The sequence below is a fragment of the Aeromicrobium sp. REDSEA-S32_B7 genome, assembly GCF_001626145.1.
In the GTDB taxonomy this organism is placed as follows: domain Bacteria; phylum Actinomycetota; class Actinomycetes; order Propionibacteriales; family Nocardioidaceae; genus Aeromicrobium; species Aeromicrobium erythreum.
In genome coordinates this window covers 1-14,459 of record NZ_LUNF01000055.1, presented here as the reverse complement: position 1 = coordinate 14,459, position 14,459 = coordinate 1, and the positions used below count along the sequence as shown (strand labels likewise).

Below are 14,459 nucleotides of genomic sequence, written 5' to 3'. Positions count from 1 at the left end.
TCCTTGTACTCCTCCGCGGCGTTCGCCTCGTGCGTCGAGAGGAACGCGCTGCCGACGTAGGCGAGGTCGGCCCCGGCCACCTGGGCGGCCAGGACCGAGCGCCCGTGCGCGATGGCGCCCGAGAGCAGCACCGGACCGTCGAACCAGCGTCGGATCTCGCGCACCAGGGCGAACGGCGACTGGGTGCCGGCGTGGCCACCGGCTCCCGCAGCCACGGCGATCAGCCCGTCGGCGCCCTTCTCGATCGCCTTGTGCGCGAACCGGTCGTTGATCACGTCGTGCAGGACGATGCCGCCGTAGGAGTGGACGGCCTCGTTCACGTCCTCCCGAGCGCCGAGCGAGGTGATGACGATCGGCACCTGGTGGTCGACGCAGAGCTGGAGGTCGTGCTCGAGCCGGTCGTTGGACCGGTGGACGATCTGGTTCACGGCGAACGGCGCGACCGGGCGGTCGGGGTTCGCAGCGGCGAACGACGCGTTCTGCTCGGTGATCTGGCTGAGCCAGTCGGTCAGCAGCGACGCCGGGCGAGCGTTGAGGGCGGGGAACGAGCCGACGATGCCGGACGTGCACTGGGCCACGACCATCTCGGGCCCGGACACGATGAACATCGGCGACGCGACGACGGGCAGGCTGAGCGGACGGCGCAGGATCTCGGGCAGGGCCACGGGGGTCTCCTCGGGACTCGGCGGGTGGGCACGACGACCCGGCCCGCTGGCGAACTATGCAACTGATTGCATACAGTGAGACCACCCTAGCGGGGGCCGCAGCCCGCGGCACCCCCGCGTGACGCAGCCCACACCCGAGGCACCAGAGGAGCACGATGAGCCCGTCCCCCGACCGTCCCGCCGCCGTCGACGCCTGGCACGAGGTCGTGCGCACCGGTGACCTCGAGCGGCTCGACGCCCTGCTCGCCGACGCCGTCGTCTTCCGCTCGCCGGCCGTCCACACGCCCCAGGAGGGCCGGGCCACGACGACGCTCTACCTGCGCGCCGCGCTCGAGGTGCTCGGACCGCACCTGGCCTACCACCGCCAGCTGTGGGACGAGGAGTCCGCGGTGCTGGAGTTCACCACCGAGGTGGGCGGCAAGCAGGTGCACGGCGTGGACATGCTGCGCTGGGGCCCCGACGACCGGCTCGTCGAGTTTACCGTGATGGTGCGACCTCTCCAGGGCCTGACCGCCCTCGTCGAGGAGATGGGCGCGACCCTGCGTCGACTGGCCTGACACCGGCACGCTGCTCCCACCGGCGGTCGGTTGACCTGTGCAGGGGCCGCCAGGTCGCTTACGGTGACGTCATGGGACTGCGCGAGATCAACGCGGCGCGCACCCGGCAGCTGCTCGCCACGACCGCGATGCAGATGTTCCTCGAGCAGGGCTACGAGTCGACGACCTTGGAGGACGTGGCCCAGCGTGCCGGCGTCGGCATCTCGACCCTGTACCGCTACTTCCCGACGAAGGAGCAGCTCGGGACGGCGTTCCTCGGCGACCCCGGACTCATGGCCGACGAGCTGACCGGCCGGCCCGCCGAGGAGGACACGGAGACGGCCCTGGGGCACGCGCTCGTGGCCCTGCTCGAGCACACCCGAGGCGCGAACCCCTACTCCGACCGCTTCCGCGAGCTCACCGACGCCAACGCACGGCTGCACGGACGCCTCCTCGAGTGGCTCTCCGAGGCCTACGAGCAGCTGTGCGTCGCCCTGGCTGCGCGGCGTGGGGTCGCGGCCGACGACGTGGGCGTCGCCGCGACGGCCTGGATGGCCGTCTTCGTGCTGAAGCAGGTCGACGACCGGCGCGGCGAGGAGGACGGTCCGACCCTCGCCCGCCGCGTGATGACCAGCCTGTCGGCAGCGCCGCTGCTCACCCCACAGTCGCCCGCGGACCCCACGTGACCCCTCGTTTGGCACGATCGACCCCATGAGACCTGGGGACCTCGGCGGCGCGGGCGGTCGCGCGCCGGCCGCCGACGCGACCCTGGGCGAGGCGACCGCGCTGGTGCTGCAGCACTGCGACCGGCAGGCACAGGGCCCCGAGACGGACGCGACCGTCGTCGCCGCCGTCGTGGGCGTCGAGCGCGTGGCCGGCATCCTCGGCACCACCGACGCCGACACGCTGCGCCTGGCCGTGCTGGAGGCGCTCGAGCACGACGGCGACGACGCGCCGGGCGAGGTCGCCCGCGTCGTCCTCGAGCTGGTGCGGACGATCGGCCTCGCCCTGCCCCGCCGCTCGAGCGCGTGGCCGGCCGACGCGACGGTGCTCAACCCCGAGACGGGCGGCCACAAGATCGCGACCGACCTGTCCATGCTGCGCGCGGCGATCCGCGCGGCGCGGACGTCGTACGAGGGCCTGCCCTACTACCGCGACCGCTACGGCGACCGCGGGGCACGCTTCTCGGTGTCGGACTCCAGCTGGATCGTGCACCTCGTCGCCGCACCGGAGGCCGTGGCGGTGCAGCAGGTGTTCTGGCTGGCCGACATGCTCGCGACCCGCGGGATGCCGACCTGGCTGATGGAGCTGCACCTCGACACCATGGCCGAGGAGCTGATGTCGAGCGACCTGCCGACCGGCGCCCTGCCGCACGCGGTGGCCGCCCTCGCGGCCCGTCGCCGACCGCACGTGCCCGACGTCGCGCTCGAGCGCGCCGAGACCCTCGTCGCCGAGCGCGTGGACGCACCGCCCACGACACCGGTCGGCCGACTCCTGGCCGCAGCCGCCGCCGACGTCCGCTCGGGCGCGTCGCGCAGCAGCGCCCCGCTCGTCGACTGGGTGGCCGACCCCGTCCGCACCAGCGCGGAGGACGCCGCGGTGCTGCGGGGGCTCCACGACCACCTCTCCCGGCACGGCACGACCCGGTAGGGCTGCCGCCGGCCCGTACAGGCTGGACAGCACAGGCTGGTCCCCACGGCCTGGCCCGTCGTGCGGCAGGATCACCGGGTGGACATCCGACCCGACCTGCTCGAGCTCCTCGCCCGACGCGCGCTCACCGAGGACACCGCCCGCCCCGAGGCCGTGGCGCGCTTGCACCGCCGCGGGGGCCGCACGGCACGCGAGAACGTCGCCGCGCTGGTCGACCCGGGCAGCCTGGTCGAGTACGGCCGGTTCGTGACCGCGGCGCAGACCGACCGGCGCAGCGACGACGACCTGCTCGACCGCACGGTGGCCGACGGCATCGTCGGCGGGCTCGCGACGATCGACGGTCACGCCTGCGCCGTCCTGTCCTACGACTACCTCGTGATGGCCGGCACGCAGGGCATGCGCGGGCACGCCAAGACCGACCGGTTGCTCGACGTCGTGGCCCGTCTCGGCCTGCCGACGGTGTTCTTCGCCGCGGGCGGCGGAGGACGCCCCGGCGACACCGACATCCCGCTGGCGTCGGCGCTCGACGTACCGACGTTCGCGGCGTGGGCGCGCCTGTCGGGGCGGGTCCCGCGGGTGGCCGTCGTGGACGACAACTGCTTCGCCGGCAACGCGGTCGTGGCCGGCACGGCCGACCTCGTGGTGGCCACGTCGCGGGCGTCGCTCGGCATGGGCGGGCCGGCGATGATCGCCGGCGGAGGCTTGGGCGACGTCGAGGCCGCGGACGTCGGCCCGATCGACGTGATGACCGCCAACGGCGTGGTCGACGTAGTGGCCGAGGACGACGAGGCGCCGCAGGTGGCGCGGAAGCTGATCGGCTACTTCCTCGGCCGACGCGACGACTGGACCGCCGGCGACCAGTCGGTGCTGCGGGACGTGGTCCCGGCCGGCGAGCGTCGCGCGTACGACCCGCTGCCGGTGCTGGAGACGGTGTTCGACGAGGACACCGTGCTGCCGCTGCGCCCCACGTTCGCGCCGGAGCTGGTGACGGCCCTGGCCCGGCTGGAGGGACGGACGGTCGGCGTGCTCGCGAACGACTCCCGCCACGTGGCCGGCGCGATCACGGCCGACGCGGGTGACAAGGCGGCCCGGTTCCTGCAGCTCTGCGACGCGCACGGCTTCCCCGTGGTCTCGTTCGTGGACACCCCGGGCATGATGGTCGGCCCCGAGGCCGAGCGCACCGCGATGGTGCGGCACTGCGCGCGGCTGCTGGTGGCGGGCGCCTCGCTGCAGGTACCGATGATCGGCGTCGTGCTGCGGCGGGCCTACGGACTCGGCGCGCAGGCGATGCTCGGCGGCAGTCTGCACGAGCCCTTGATGACGGTGGCGTGGCCCGGTGCGCACCTCGGCGCGATGGGTCTGGAGGGCGCCGTGCGGCTGTCGATGCGCAAGGAGCTCGAGGCGCTCGCCGACGAGGAGGAGCGCGAGCGCATGGTGCGCGAGCTGACCGCGCTGGCGCAGGCGCACGCGTCGGCGCTGAACGTCGCGCGGCACGGCGAGATCGACGACGTCGTCGACCCGGCCGAGACCCGTGATCTGCTGTCGACACCTGGTGAGCCGGGCCCGGCCCGGCGGGGGTGCCGGGCCGTGGGCGGCAGATGGCCTGGTCCGGCGGGGGTGCCGGGCCGTGGGCGGCTAGATCACTCTGCACCGCTGCGACACCGGGGCCGGTCGGTCCTGCGCCGACCGGCCCCACCTCTCCCCCGTCCGTCAGCCCACCGCCGTCAGCCCTTGACGCAGAGCAGGGTGGTGAGCCGCGCCTCGACCGACACGAGGTCGGTCTGCGCCGCGATGACGGACTCGAGGTCCTTGTACGCCGCCGGGATCTCGTCGACCACGCCGAGGTCCTTGCGGCACTCGACGCCCGCGGTCTGGGCGACCAGGTCGTCCGCCGTGAACGTCTTGCGGGCCCGGGTGCGCGACATCCGGCGTCCCGCACCGTGCGACGCCGAGCAGTAGGACTGCTCGTTGCCGAGCCCCCGCACGACGTACGAACCGGTGCCCATCGATCCCGGGATCAGGCCGTAGTCGCCCGTACCCGCGCGGATGGCGCCCTTGCTGGGTGACCACCAGGTCGACGTCGTCGTACCGCTCCTGCGCCACGTAGTTGTGGTGGCAGGAGATCGCGCGGTCGTACGCCACGTCGCGACCGCGGGCCCCGAAGTACGTCGTGACGACCTCGCGGACGAGCGCCATCATGACCGCACGGTTGCGCGCGGCGTAGTCCTGCGCCCAGTACAGGTCGCGCAGGTACGCCTGCATCGGTGCGGTGCCGGCGAGGAAGACGGCGAGGTCGCGGTCGGGCAGGTCCAGGTTGTGGTCCAGGCCCTTCGCGGCCGCGATGTGCCGCTCCGCCAGCTCCTTGCCGATGTTGCGCGACCCTGAGTGCAGCATGAGCCACACCCGTCCGCCGTCGTCCGACGTCACCTCGATGAAGTGGTTGCCGCCGCCGAGGGAGCCCATCTGCTTCATGGCCTTCGACTCGCGGTCGCGGACCGTCTCGTGCAGGTCGCCGAACCCGGCCCAGAACGTGTCCCAGCCGGCCCCGGCCCCGCCGAGACCGAGCCGGTCGACGTCGGGGGCGACGTCGTGCGCGTGGAAGCCCACCGGGACGGCGCGCTCGATCTCGTGGCGCAGGCCCCGCAGGTCCTCCGGGAGGTCCTCGGTGGTCAGGTCGGTGCGGACCGCCGTCATGCCGCAGCCGATGTCGACCCCGACGGCGGCCGGCGACACGGCGTCGCGCATGGCGACGACGGAGCCGACGGTCGCGCCCTTGCCGAGGTGCACGGCCCACATCAGCGTGTCGGCGACGGCACCGGGCAGGCGCGTCGGGAACGCCGTGGCGTCGGGCGGGATGGTCGTGGTGGTCATGGTGGGTCGCCTCCTCGGGCGGTGGGTGTCGATGTGGGGGTGGTGGCGGGTGTGCCGGGTCTCCCCGGGAGGGCTCGAACCTCCGACCTCCCGGCTCGCGACCGGGGGCTCTGTCCAGCTGAGCTACGGAGAGGGGGCTGCCCGACGGCGTGGTGCGGACGCCGTCAGGCAGCGGTCTGGGGCGTCGGCCGCGAGCGGCTCCCCCTCGGCCTGCCCCTGGTGGGGACCGAGGCCAGCGGGGTGCCGTCGGCGAGCAGCACCCCGCCCCAGACACCGCTCTCGGACCTCGCGGTCGCGAGGGCGAGGCAGGTGTCCCGGAAGGTGCACGTCCCGCAGACCGCCTGGGCGGCGAGCAGCTGGCCGTCGTCGCTCGGGAAGAACAGCTCGGGGTCCTGGCCCGCGCACGCCCAGTCGTCCGCGAGGGCGCGCGGCGTCGGGTGGGCGAAGGCCGCGACCACGCCGTGCGTGGTCAGGACCGACGCGACCGTGCTCTCGGTGCGCGCCACGGTCCTGGCGCGGGTCCTGCCGTTCTGCGTCTCCATCGGTGGTCACCTCCCGGGTGGGTCGTCGGTGCGTGCTGGGGTCGTGCCTGCTGCGGCACGGGTCGGGGTCGGGTCCGGATCTGGTGGGATGGGTCCGGACATGCGAAGGGGCCGCCCCCTCGAGTCGTCTGACTCGCTGGAGCGGCCCCGGCCGGTGCAGGGTGCACCTAGGTCATGGGTCGCTCCGTCGCGGGCAGCTTCTGGCCTCGCGGGTCCTGGTCCTCGAGGGAGACGTGCTGCGAGACCACGAAGGCAGCGTGCAGCGCGCGCGCGGCCCAGGGGCCGGTCGCTTCGAGGCTGCTGCGATACGTGGTCACGGGTGGTCTCCTGCTGCGAGGTGAGGGGTGGCCGAGTGGCGCACCGGGGACCACCGTAGGGGGCGCGGCGCGTCGTCGCCAAGCGATTAACCGAGCCGGTGCCGTGAGCGGGCCCGACGCACCACGCCCGGCGCGGTGCGCGGGGCGGCCCTAGGCTCGTGGACATGGCCACTCTCGTCCTGCTGCGGCACGGCCGCACGACCGCCAACGCCTCCGGTGTGCTCGCCGGGCGGACGCCCGGGGTACTGCTCGACGACCACGGACGCGACCAGGTCGCGCGTGCGGGCGAGCGGCTCACGGACGTGCCGCTGGCGGCCGTGTACTCGAGCCCGATGGAGCGATGCCGCGAGACGAGCGCAGCCGTCCTGGCCCACCAGGACCCCTCGATCGTGCTGCGGGTCGAGGAGGCCGTCAGCGAGTGTGACTACGGGTCCTGGCAGGGACGACCGCTGAAGGAGCTGGCGCAGGAGCCGCTGTGGAAGGTCGTGCAGTCGCAGCCGTCGGCCGCCGTGTTCCCCGGTGGTGAGTCGATGACGACGATGCAGGCGCGCGCGGTCGAGGCCGTGCGGCGGATCGACGCCGAGGTGGAGGCCGAGCACGGCGCGTCCGCGGTCTGGGTGGCCGTCAGCCACGGCGACATCATCAAGGCGGTGCTGGCCGACGCGCTCGGGATGCACCTCGACCTCTTCCAGCGCATCCAGGTCGACCCGGCGTCGATCTCGATCGTGCGCTACACCGAGGCCCGTCCCTACGTGCTGGCCCAGAACACCCACGCCGGCGACCTCGGCTGGCTGCGCCCGGCCGCCGACGCCACGGCCACCGACGCGGTGCCCGGCGGGGGTGCCGGGCCCCGGGGTCCGGAGGCCGGATCCGAGGACGGGACGGCGACGCTGGACGCCCTGGACGACGGACCGGCGGAGCTGGCGGGCCCGGGCCGCTCCTGACGTCGCCGCGCGGCGGTGCGTGGCGACGGACCCTAGAGTGGAGGCATGGCCACCATCGTCCACGGATTCGACTGGCCCGACCGTTTCGTCGTCGGCACGGTCGGCTCACCCGGCGCACGCACGTTCTACCTGCAGGCGAGGGCCGGTCGTGAGCTCGTGAGCGTGGCGGTCGAGAAGGAGCAGTCGGCGGTGCTCGCCGACCGGCTCGACGAGGTGCTCGACGAGCTGATGGCCGAGGACGGCAACCCGTTCAGCATCCCGGCGAGCGCTCCGGACGGCCTGGCCGACCACGAGCCGCTCGACCAGCCGGTGGAGGAGCAGTTCCGCGTCGGGGCGATGGGCCTGGGATGGGACCCCTCGACCGCGCAGATCGTCATCGAGGCGTTCCCGGTGCTCGACGTGGAGGCGGAGGCCGACGCCGAGGGCGTGGTCGAGGTCGACCCGCCGGAGGCTCTGGTCGTCCGCATCCCGGTCGGCAGCGCCCGCGCGTTCGCCCAGCGGACCCGCGAGGTGGTCTCGGCAGGCCGTCCGGCGTGCCCGATCTGCGAGGTGCCGATGGACTCCCCCGACGACCACGTCTGCGAGCTGCCCGACGAGTTCCGGTGAACGAGCTCCCGTTGTCGGCCGACGTCGAGCCGGCGCTGCTGCACGACGAGCTGGTGCTGACGGGCCGGGTCGTCTCGGCCTCGAACGCGACGTTCGTGGCGACGATCGGCGACGTGCAGGTGGTCTACAAGCCGGTCGCCGGCGAGCAGCCGCTGTGGGACTTCCCCGACGGGCTGCTCGCGCACCGCGAGCTCGCGGCGTACCAGGCGTCGAGGGCCACGGGCTGGGACGTCGTCCCGCCCACCTGGCTGCGCGACGGGCCGCACGGTCCGGGCATGGTGCAGCGCTGGCAGACTAGTGATCCCGACCAGGAGGCCGTGACCATCGTCCGCGCCCGCCGCGTCCCCGACGGCATGCTGCACGTGTTCGACGGAGTCGACGAGCGGGACCGACCGGTCGCCCTCGTGCACGAGGACACGCCGGCGTTGCGGCGGATGGCCGTGCTCGACGTCGTGCTCAACAACGCCGACCGCAAGGGCGGGCACGTGCTGGAGATGGCCGACGGCCACCGCTACGGCGTCGACCACGGCCTGACGTTCCACGCGGAGCACAAGCTGCGGACGGTGCTGTGGGGCTGGCTCGGCCAGCCGCTCACCGACGACGAGCTCGACGGCGTGCGTCGGCTGCGCGCCTCGCTCGACGACGCGACCGGTCTGGGCGGCGTGCTGCCCGACCTGGTCACGGCCGCGGAGGTGCAGGCGTTCGGCGACCGGTGCGACGCCCTGCTGTCCGCCGGCACCTTCCCCGCTCCGCACGGACCCATGCCGGCCGTGCCGTGGCCCCCGTTCTAGGAGGAACCATGACGTCCCCGGACACCTTGCTCGTCGGCTGCGGTCGGCTGGGGGCCGACGTCGGCCTGCGCCTGGCCGCGCTCGGCCACCGGGTGGTCGGCATCCGCAGGCAGGCCGACCAGGTGCCGGCCCCGCTCGTCGGGCTCTCCGCCGACCTGTCGCGCGAGGAGCCGACGTTGCCGGACCTCGACCTCGACCTGCTCGCCGTCGTGCTGACGGCGCGACCGCGCAGCGAGGAGTCCTACCGCGCCACGTACGTCGACGGCATGCTGCGGGCGCTCGACGCCCTCGACCGACAGGGCGCGCGCCCACGACGCGCCGTGCTGGTGTCCTCGACCGCCGTGAACGGCGACGGCGACGACGTGATCACCGAGCAGACGCCTCCGGCGCCCGCCGACGCTCCCGCCGCCGTGCTGCTGGAGGCCGAGCAGGCGTTCCTCGACCGTGTGCCGACCGGCAGCGTGCTGCGCCTGTCCGGCCTCTACGAGGGCACGCCTCGCCTCGCCGACGAGGTGCGCGCTGGCGAGGTGAGCGACCCGCACCGGTGGACGAACCGGATCCACCGCGTCGACGCGGCTCGGGCCGCGGTGCACCTGCTGACCCAGGTCGAGGAGCCGGCGCGCGTCTACCTCGGCACCGACGACGAGCCGGCCCTGCGCGGCGACGTCGCCGCGTTCCTGGCCGAGCGGCTCGGGCTGGGACCCCTGCCTCCCGCCGACCCGGCGCACGGCCACGGCAAACGGATCTCGAACGCCCTGCTGCGCTCCACCGGCTGGACGCCCGACTACCCCACGTACCGCGAGGGGTTCGCGAAGGTCGCCGCCACGCACTGACCCGGCACAGCCACCGCGGAGGTGCCGCCAGCGCCGACCGTTCGCGCTGCCGGTTCGAAGGACCGCGACTAGCGTCGAGAGGGCATCCCACCCGATCCTAGGAGGACCCCCGTGACTACCATCGCCATCGTCGGAGCCGGCCGAGGACTCGGAGCCGCAGTCGCTCGCCGCTTCGGCAAGGAGGGCTTCGCCGTCGCCCTGCTGGCTCGCAACGCCGAGCGCGTCGACGCGCTCGCCGCCGACCTCCAGGCCGAGGGCATCGACGCCCGTGGCTGGACCACGGACGTCCGCGACCCCGACTCGCTCGCCCGGACGCTGGAGCAGGCCAACGAGACGCAGGGCCCGATCGAGGTCCTGCAGTACAGCCCGCTCCCCCAGAAGTCGTTCCTGCGACCGCTGCTGGAGACCACCGTCGACGACACCAAGGGCGCCATCGAGTTCTCCGTCTACGGCCCGATCGCCGCGGTCCACGCCGTGCTGCAGAACATGCGCTTCGTCGGCAAGGGCACGGTCCTGTTCATCAACGGCGGCACGGCGGTGCGCCCCGCGCCGAAGTTCGCCGGCACGTCGCTCTCGTTCGCAGCCCAGTCCGCCTACGCGCAGATGCTGCACGACACGCTCGCCGACGAGGACATCCACGTCGCGCAGCTCGTCATCCCCGGGTCGATCGAGGAGGGTCACCCGCAGAAGGACCCGACGGTCCTGGCGGAGACCCTCTGGTCGATGCACACCGGCCGCGACGAGTTCCGCGTCTTCGCGACCGACATGGACGACGAGGTCTCCGAGACCTCCGACTGACCCTGCGCACCGGGCGCCGGGCTCAGTGGCAGGAGCCCGGCCCGGTGTGGCAGGCCGACGTCGGCTGGGGCTCGACGTCGAGCGAGGGGTTGCGGTCGAAGAACCCGACGGGCTTGAGCCAGAACGAGACGATGTCGGCCGGCATCACCGGCCAGTCCTCGGGCCGCGTGATGTGGTGGATGCCGAACGTGTACCAGAGCACCACGTCGGTGTCGGCGGTCGACCGTCCCTGCTGCACCCACTCCGGCAGGCCGTGGTCGACCCTGCTCTGGTTCACGAACTCCCCGGCGGGCCAGCGCTCCTCGGCGTCGTGCGGGGTCACCCAGACGGTGTGGCCGATCACCTGCGCACGCTGCAGCACCGGCGAGGCGGGATCGAAGAACGACGGGATCGCCCCGCCGGGCACGAGCTTGTAGGAGACGGGCGTGCCGAGCCCGTTGAGCGACTGCTCGTTGACCACCTTCCAGGCGCGCTGGCTCTCCCAGCGGAAGTCGTCGTGACCCTCCACCGCGATCGGCGTGCTCACCTGCCGGATGCCGAGACCGAGCGGGTTGTCCGGGCCGATGGGGTCGACGACCGTCTCGCTGCGCACGACGGTGTTCGTCCGGCCGTCGGGCTCGAGGTCGAGCCGCGCGACCAGGAAGTGCTGGTGGTACGGGGCGTACGTGCGCTCGTCGACGAGCGTCCCGTGCGGGTGCGGCTGGCCCTCCTCGACGTGGGTGACGACCATGATGCCGGTGGCGCGCACCTCGCACTCGATGTTGCCGTCCTCGTAGAAGCGCCAGTAGGTGATGTACTCGTAGTTGGCGACCGTGACGTGGAACGACACGACGAACCGGCGCTGCCGGCGCACCTCGGCGCTGGGTCCGTGAGCACCGTGGTCGACGTGCTTCCAGCCAACCGCACTGTCCTCCTCGTGCAGGCAGATCGCGTTCGCGATGGTGTACGGCTCGCCCGAGCTGTCGTGCAGCACGGCGTCGAGGTAGCGGATCTCGCCGAGGCAGTCGCAGCCCAGCTCGAGCGACTGCGTCATGAAGCCGAGCCCCCACTCGCCGATGTCGAAGGCGGTGCGCCGGTAGTGGTCGATGCTGGGGTCGCGGTAGGGCACGACCATCTCGGCGAAGCTCAGCTGGTGCGCGACCTTGCGCGTACGACCGGCGTCGTCGTAGGTGACGGCGTGCAGCGTCATCCCCTCGCGGTGGTTGAAGCCCACCCGCATGGTCCAGTTCTGCCAGCGCAGCTCGTGCCCGTCGACCTCGAACCCGATGCCCTCGGGCTGGACGATCTCCAGCGGCTTGCGCGGCGGGCGATGACCCTTGAGCCGGTCGGGCACGTGCCGGGGCACGTACTCGCCCATCACGTCGGGGCGCGGCACGCTGTGGGTGTCCTCCACGCGCAGCAGCTCCATGCTGTTGAGGTCGATGACGCAGTGCAGGCCGTTGACCGGTCCGGCGTAGGGGTTGGCACCCTCGGCCGCGCGGACCCACGTGTCGGACCAGCCGATGCGGCGGTCCCGCCACTCCTCGGGCATCACGGCGTCGCCGTAGGTCCAGGTGTCCATGAACACGAGCGAGAGGTCGGTGATGCCCCGCGCCGCCAGCGCGGCGACGACGTGGGGGTGCGCGCGCAGCACGGCGTCGGCCTCCTCCCACTCGTCGACCGTCACGTTCGCCTGCACGCCGGGCACGTGCGCGAAGTGGGTGACGGCGTCCGCGGAGAGGTCGACGCGCGCGCGGAAGGTGCGGTTGGTGGCGCGCTCGAGGCAGATCGCCTCGACCACCCGTGGCGGCACCGTGCCGTCGGCGGCGAATGCGTCGAGCGCCTGCTTCGAGGGCTGGAGGCCCTCGATCGAGCAGTACCGCCAGCCCTCCCCCACGCCGTGCTCGGCGAGGAGCAGGGCCGTGGTCGCGCGGAACTCGTCGGACGTCAGCGGGTCAAGCGGATGGCTCACCTGCCGATCATGCCTGTCAGCAGGGTGCGATGGCGAGGAAAACGTCGCGATGTCACCCGAACGTCACGGAATCGGTACCGCCGACCGCGAGCGACGTGGTCGTCAGCTGGTGGCGGTGTCGTCGGCGGCCCGCAGCCGCCCACTGCCACCGCGGTCCTGCGGACGCGAGCGCCACTGGATCGCGCCGATCGACAGCATCCGCAGCTGCGTGGCGGTCGTCCGCGCCACCTCGCGCTCGAACGCCGGCGTGCCCGGGCCCTGCAGCAGCCGCTCGACCGCCGCGACCATGGCGACGACGATGAGGTTCGCCGACGTGCGGAGGTCGTCGTTGGACCAGTGGACGGCACCCGGCAGGCGGGCGAAGTCGGTCGCGATCTCGGCCTCGAAGAGGTCGAGCTCGTGGCGGATCGCCGCGCGCACGCCCGGCAGACCGCCGACCCGCTCCCGGCTGATGAAGCCGAAGTGCTCGGGATCGGCGCGGACCCGGTCGACCAGGACCTCGACCGACGGGCCGATGACCCCGCCCACCGACGGCTGCGCGGCGCGCACGTCGCGCAGCGTGCGCCGCAGGCTCGAGAACGACTCGTCGACGAGCGCCAGGCCGAGGTCCTCCGCCGACGTGAAGTGCCGGTAGAACGCGGTCGGCGCGATGCCGACCTCACGAGCCACGTGACGCAGCGAGAGGGCCGACAACGAGCTCTGCTCGGTGAGCGTCAGGGCGGCGTCGAGGATGGCCCGACGGGTGCGCTCCTTGCGCTCGGTGCGCGTGGGGAGCGCGACGGGCTGGTCGTCCATGACCCAGATCATACGCACCGGTGGACACGTGACCACCAACGCGACGCCCTGACCTGCACAAACACCGTACGTGCCCGCAGTCACAGCCTCTGGACGTTGACATCCGGGATGTCACATACCGACAGTTGGTGGACAGGTGTCCACCGACACCATCCATCCCGACCCGTGAAGGACAGCGTCCGATGACCTCCACCGCCGCGCTCCCCCCGCTCGCCCAGCGCGTGCTGGGCTCCCGCCTGCTCGCGTCGCTCACCTCCCCGCACGGGGTCGACCACTACCTGCGCCAGATCAACCCGATGTGGGCCGCCACCGACGTCCGCGCCCGCGTCGTCGACGTGACCCGCGAGACCGACGGCGAGCACCCCGTCGCCACCCTGACCCTCGAGCCGACGAGCACGTGGCGCGGACACCGGTCCGGCCAGTACGTGCAGGTCGGGCTCGAGGTCGCGGGCCGTCGCACCACCCGCTGCTTCTCGATCTCCTCCGCCGCGTCGCTGCCCGGCGAGCGGTTCACCATCACGGTGCGCGCGCACGAGGAGGGCATCGTCTCCAAGTACCTCGTCCGCGAGGCCCAGCCCGGCCTGATCCTCCACCTGAGCCAGGCCGAGGGCGCCTTCACGGTGCACGAGAGCGCGGCGACGCCCACGAACAACCACCTCGTCATGATCTCCGGCGGGTCCGGCATCACCCCCGTCATGTCGCACATCCGCACGTTCCTGCGCGACGGCTACGACGGTCACGCCCAGCGCAAGATCACCTTCGTCCACTACGCCCGCTCCCCCGAGGACCAGATCTTCGCCGAGGAGCTGCGCGAGATCGCGGCCGCCGACAACGGCATCACCGTGCACCTGCGCTACGGACCGCACCTGTTCGACGCCGACGAGCTGCGACTCATGGTCGGCGGCGACTACACCGACATGGACACCTGGGTGTGCGGACCCGCCGGTCTGGTCGAGCTCGTGCAGGAGGCGTACGGCGACTCCCCCCGGCTGCGCGTCGAGTTCTTCAAGCCGCCGGCGTTCGCCAAGGACGACGACGCCGAGGGCACCCTCGCGTTCAACCTCGCCGGGTCCACGGCCTCCAACGACGGCTCGAGCATCCTCGAGCAGGCCGAGGCCGCGGGCCTGACGCCGGAGTTCGGCTGCCGCATGGGCATCTGC

The 14,459-nt window shown here is 73.0% G+C and carries 14 protein-coding genes, 1 tRNA gene and 2 pseudogenes; 10 read left to right on the top strand and 7 right to left on the bottom strand.

The annotated features are described in order from the left end of the window. Window positions 1-665: nitronate monooxygenase family protein (locus A6Q79_RS04370; protein ID WP_317696596.1), on the bottom strand; the 665-nt coding region annotated here is incomplete at its 3' end. Window positions 666-820: 155 nt separating this feature from the next. Between A6Q79_RS04370 and A6Q79_RS04365 the strand changes: the two genes are divergently transcribed. The 4 genes and pseudogenes from A6Q79_RS04365 to A6Q79_RS04350 form a co-directional block, all read left to right on the top strand. Further along, on the top strand, window positions 821-1,222 hold the full coding sequence (locus A6Q79_RS04365; RefSeq protein ID WP_067856125.1) for a nuclear transport factor 2 family protein: 402 nt from the start codon (window positions 821-823) through the stop codon (window positions 1,220-1,222). A gap of 71 nt (window positions 1,223-1,293) precedes the next feature. Continuing rightward, window positions 1,294-1,887, top strand: a complete 594-nt coding sequence (locus A6Q79_RS04360) for a TetR/AcrR family transcriptional regulator (RefSeq protein WP_067856123.1) — start codon at window positions 1,294-1,296, stop codon at window positions 1,885-1,887. A 25-nt stretch (window positions 1,888-1,912) separates the two neighbouring features. Then, entirely contained in the window at window positions 1,913-2,851 is a 939-nt protein-coding gene (locus A6Q79_RS04355) for a hypothetical protein (protein WP_289016624.1), read from the top strand. Window positions 2,852-2,911: 60 nt separating this feature from the next. Then, window positions 2,912-4,381: pseudogene (locus A6Q79_RS04350) on the top strand (acyl-CoA carboxylase subunit beta); the annotation flags it as partial. A 194-nt stretch (window positions 4,382-4,575) separates the two neighbouring features. Here A6Q79_RS04350 and A6Q79_RS04345 read toward each other — a convergent pair. The 4 genes and pseudogenes from A6Q79_RS04345 to A6Q79_RS04330 all read right to left on the bottom strand — a co-directional run bounded on the left by A6Q79_RS04345 (window position 4,576) and on the right by A6Q79_RS04330 (window position 6,581). Then, window positions 4,576-5,647 (bottom strand): annotated as a pseudogene (locus tag A6Q79_RS04345) (RtcB family protein). 134 nt (window positions 5,648-5,781) lie between these two features. Next, window positions 5,782-5,855, bottom strand: a tRNA-Arg gene (locus A6Q79_RS04340). A gap of 31 nt (window positions 5,856-5,886) precedes the next feature. After that, window positions 5,887-6,264 (bottom strand): WhiB family transcriptional regulator, encoded by a 378-nt coding sequence (locus A6Q79_RS04335; protein WP_286690452.1) that lies wholly within the window; start codon window positions 6,262-6,264, stop codon window positions 5,887-5,889. A gap of 167 nt (window positions 6,265-6,431) precedes the next feature. Further along, window positions 6,432-6,581 carry a hypothetical protein gene (locus A6Q79_RS04330; RefSeq protein ID WP_286690451.1) on the bottom strand — a complete coding sequence of 50 codons (150 nt, stop codon included), beginning with the start codon at window positions 6,579-6,581 and terminating at the stop codon, window positions 6,432-6,434. 164 nt (window positions 6,582-6,745) lie between these two features. Between A6Q79_RS04330 and A6Q79_RS04325 the strand changes: the two genes are divergently transcribed. From A6Q79_RS04325 to A6Q79_RS04305, 5 genes are all read left to right on the top strand, one after another. Continuing rightward, a complete protein-coding gene (locus tag A6Q79_RS04325) occupies window positions 6,746-7,525 on the top strand; it encodes a histidine phosphatase family protein (RefSeq protein ID WP_286690450.1) in 780 nt (259 codons plus the stop codon). Between the two features lie 45 nt (window positions 7,526-7,570). Further along, window positions 7,571-8,131: a DUF3090 family protein gene (locus A6Q79_RS04320; RefSeq protein WP_067856117.1), complete on the top strand. Its 561-nt coding sequence runs from the start codon at window positions 7,571-7,573 to the stop codon at window positions 8,129-8,131. Further along, window positions 8,128-8,922 carry an SCO1664 family protein gene (locus tag A6Q79_RS04315; protein WP_236749836.1) on the top strand — a complete coding sequence of 265 codons (795 nt, stop codon included), beginning with the start codon at window positions 8,128-8,130 and terminating at the stop codon, window positions 8,920-8,922. The genes A6Q79_RS04320 and A6Q79_RS04315 overlap by 4 nt, the downstream gene beginning before the upstream one ends. An 8-nt stretch (window positions 8,923-8,930) precedes the next feature. After that, window positions 8,931-9,755, top strand: coding sequence for a hypothetical protein (locus A6Q79_RS04310; protein WP_286690449.1), 825 nt, complete (start codon window positions 8,931-8,933; stop codon window positions 9,753-9,755). A 111-nt stretch (window positions 9,756-9,866) separates the two neighbouring features. Then, a complete protein-coding gene (locus tag A6Q79_RS04305; RefSeq protein WP_067856112.1) occupies window positions 9,867-10,553 on the top strand; it encodes an SDR family oxidoreductase in 687 nt (228 codons plus the stop codon). A gap of 22 nt (window positions 10,554-10,575) precedes the next feature. On the opposite strand, the gene A6Q79_RS04300 is transcribed toward A6Q79_RS04305, so the two are convergent. Further along, window positions 10,576-12,555, bottom strand: coding sequence for a primary-amine oxidase (locus A6Q79_RS04300; protein ID WP_286690455.1), 1,980 nt, complete (start codon window positions 12,553-12,555; stop codon window positions 10,576-10,578). Window positions 12,556-12,606: 51 nt separating this feature from the next. After that, complete coding sequence (locus tag A6Q79_RS04295; protein WP_067856106.1) at window positions 12,607-13,299, bottom strand: TetR family transcriptional regulator; 693 nt, start codon at window positions 13,297-13,299, stop codon at window positions 12,607-12,609. Between the two features lie 182 nt (window positions 13,300-13,481). Between A6Q79_RS04295 and A6Q79_RS04290 the strand changes: the two genes are divergently transcribed. Beyond that, the coding region (locus A6Q79_RS04290; protein WP_317696587.1) for an FAD-binding oxidoreductase at window positions 13,482-14,459 on the top strand (978 nt) is incomplete at its 3' end.

Excerpts from the sequence above, each read along its gene's own strand:
- A6Q79_RS04365 (WP_067856125.1), top strand. The coding sequence starts at position 821 with ATGAGCCCGTCCCCCGACCGTCCCGCCGCCGTCGACGCCTGGCACGAG.
- A6Q79_RS04360 (WP_067856123.1), top strand. The coding sequence starts at position 1,294 with ATGGGACTGCGCGAGATCAACGCGGCGCGCACCCGGCAGCTGCTCGCC.
- A6Q79_RS04355 (WP_289016624.1), top strand. The coding sequence starts at position 1,913 with ATGAGACCTGGGGACCTCGGCGGCGCGGGCGGTCGCGCGCCGGCCGCC.
- A6Q79_RS04335 (WP_286690452.1), bottom strand. The coding sequence starts at position 6,264 with ATGGAGACGCAGAACGGCAGGACCCGCGCCAGGACCGTGGCGCGCACC.
- A6Q79_RS04325 (WP_286690450.1), top strand. The coding sequence starts at position 6,746 with ATGGCCACTCTCGTCCTGCTGCGGCACGGCCGCACGACCGCCAACGCC.
- A6Q79_RS04320 (WP_067856117.1), top strand. The coding sequence starts at position 7,571 with ATGGCCACCATCGTCCACGGATTCGACTGGCCCGACCGTTTCGTCGTC.
- A6Q79_RS04310 (WP_286690449.1), top strand. The coding sequence starts at position 8,931 with ATGACGTCCCCGGACACCTTGCTCGTCGGCTGCGGTCGGCTGGGGGCC.
- A6Q79_RS04295 (WP_067856106.1), bottom strand. The coding sequence starts at position 13,299 with ATGGACGACCAGCCCGTCGCGCTCCCCACGCGCACCGAGCGCAAGGAG.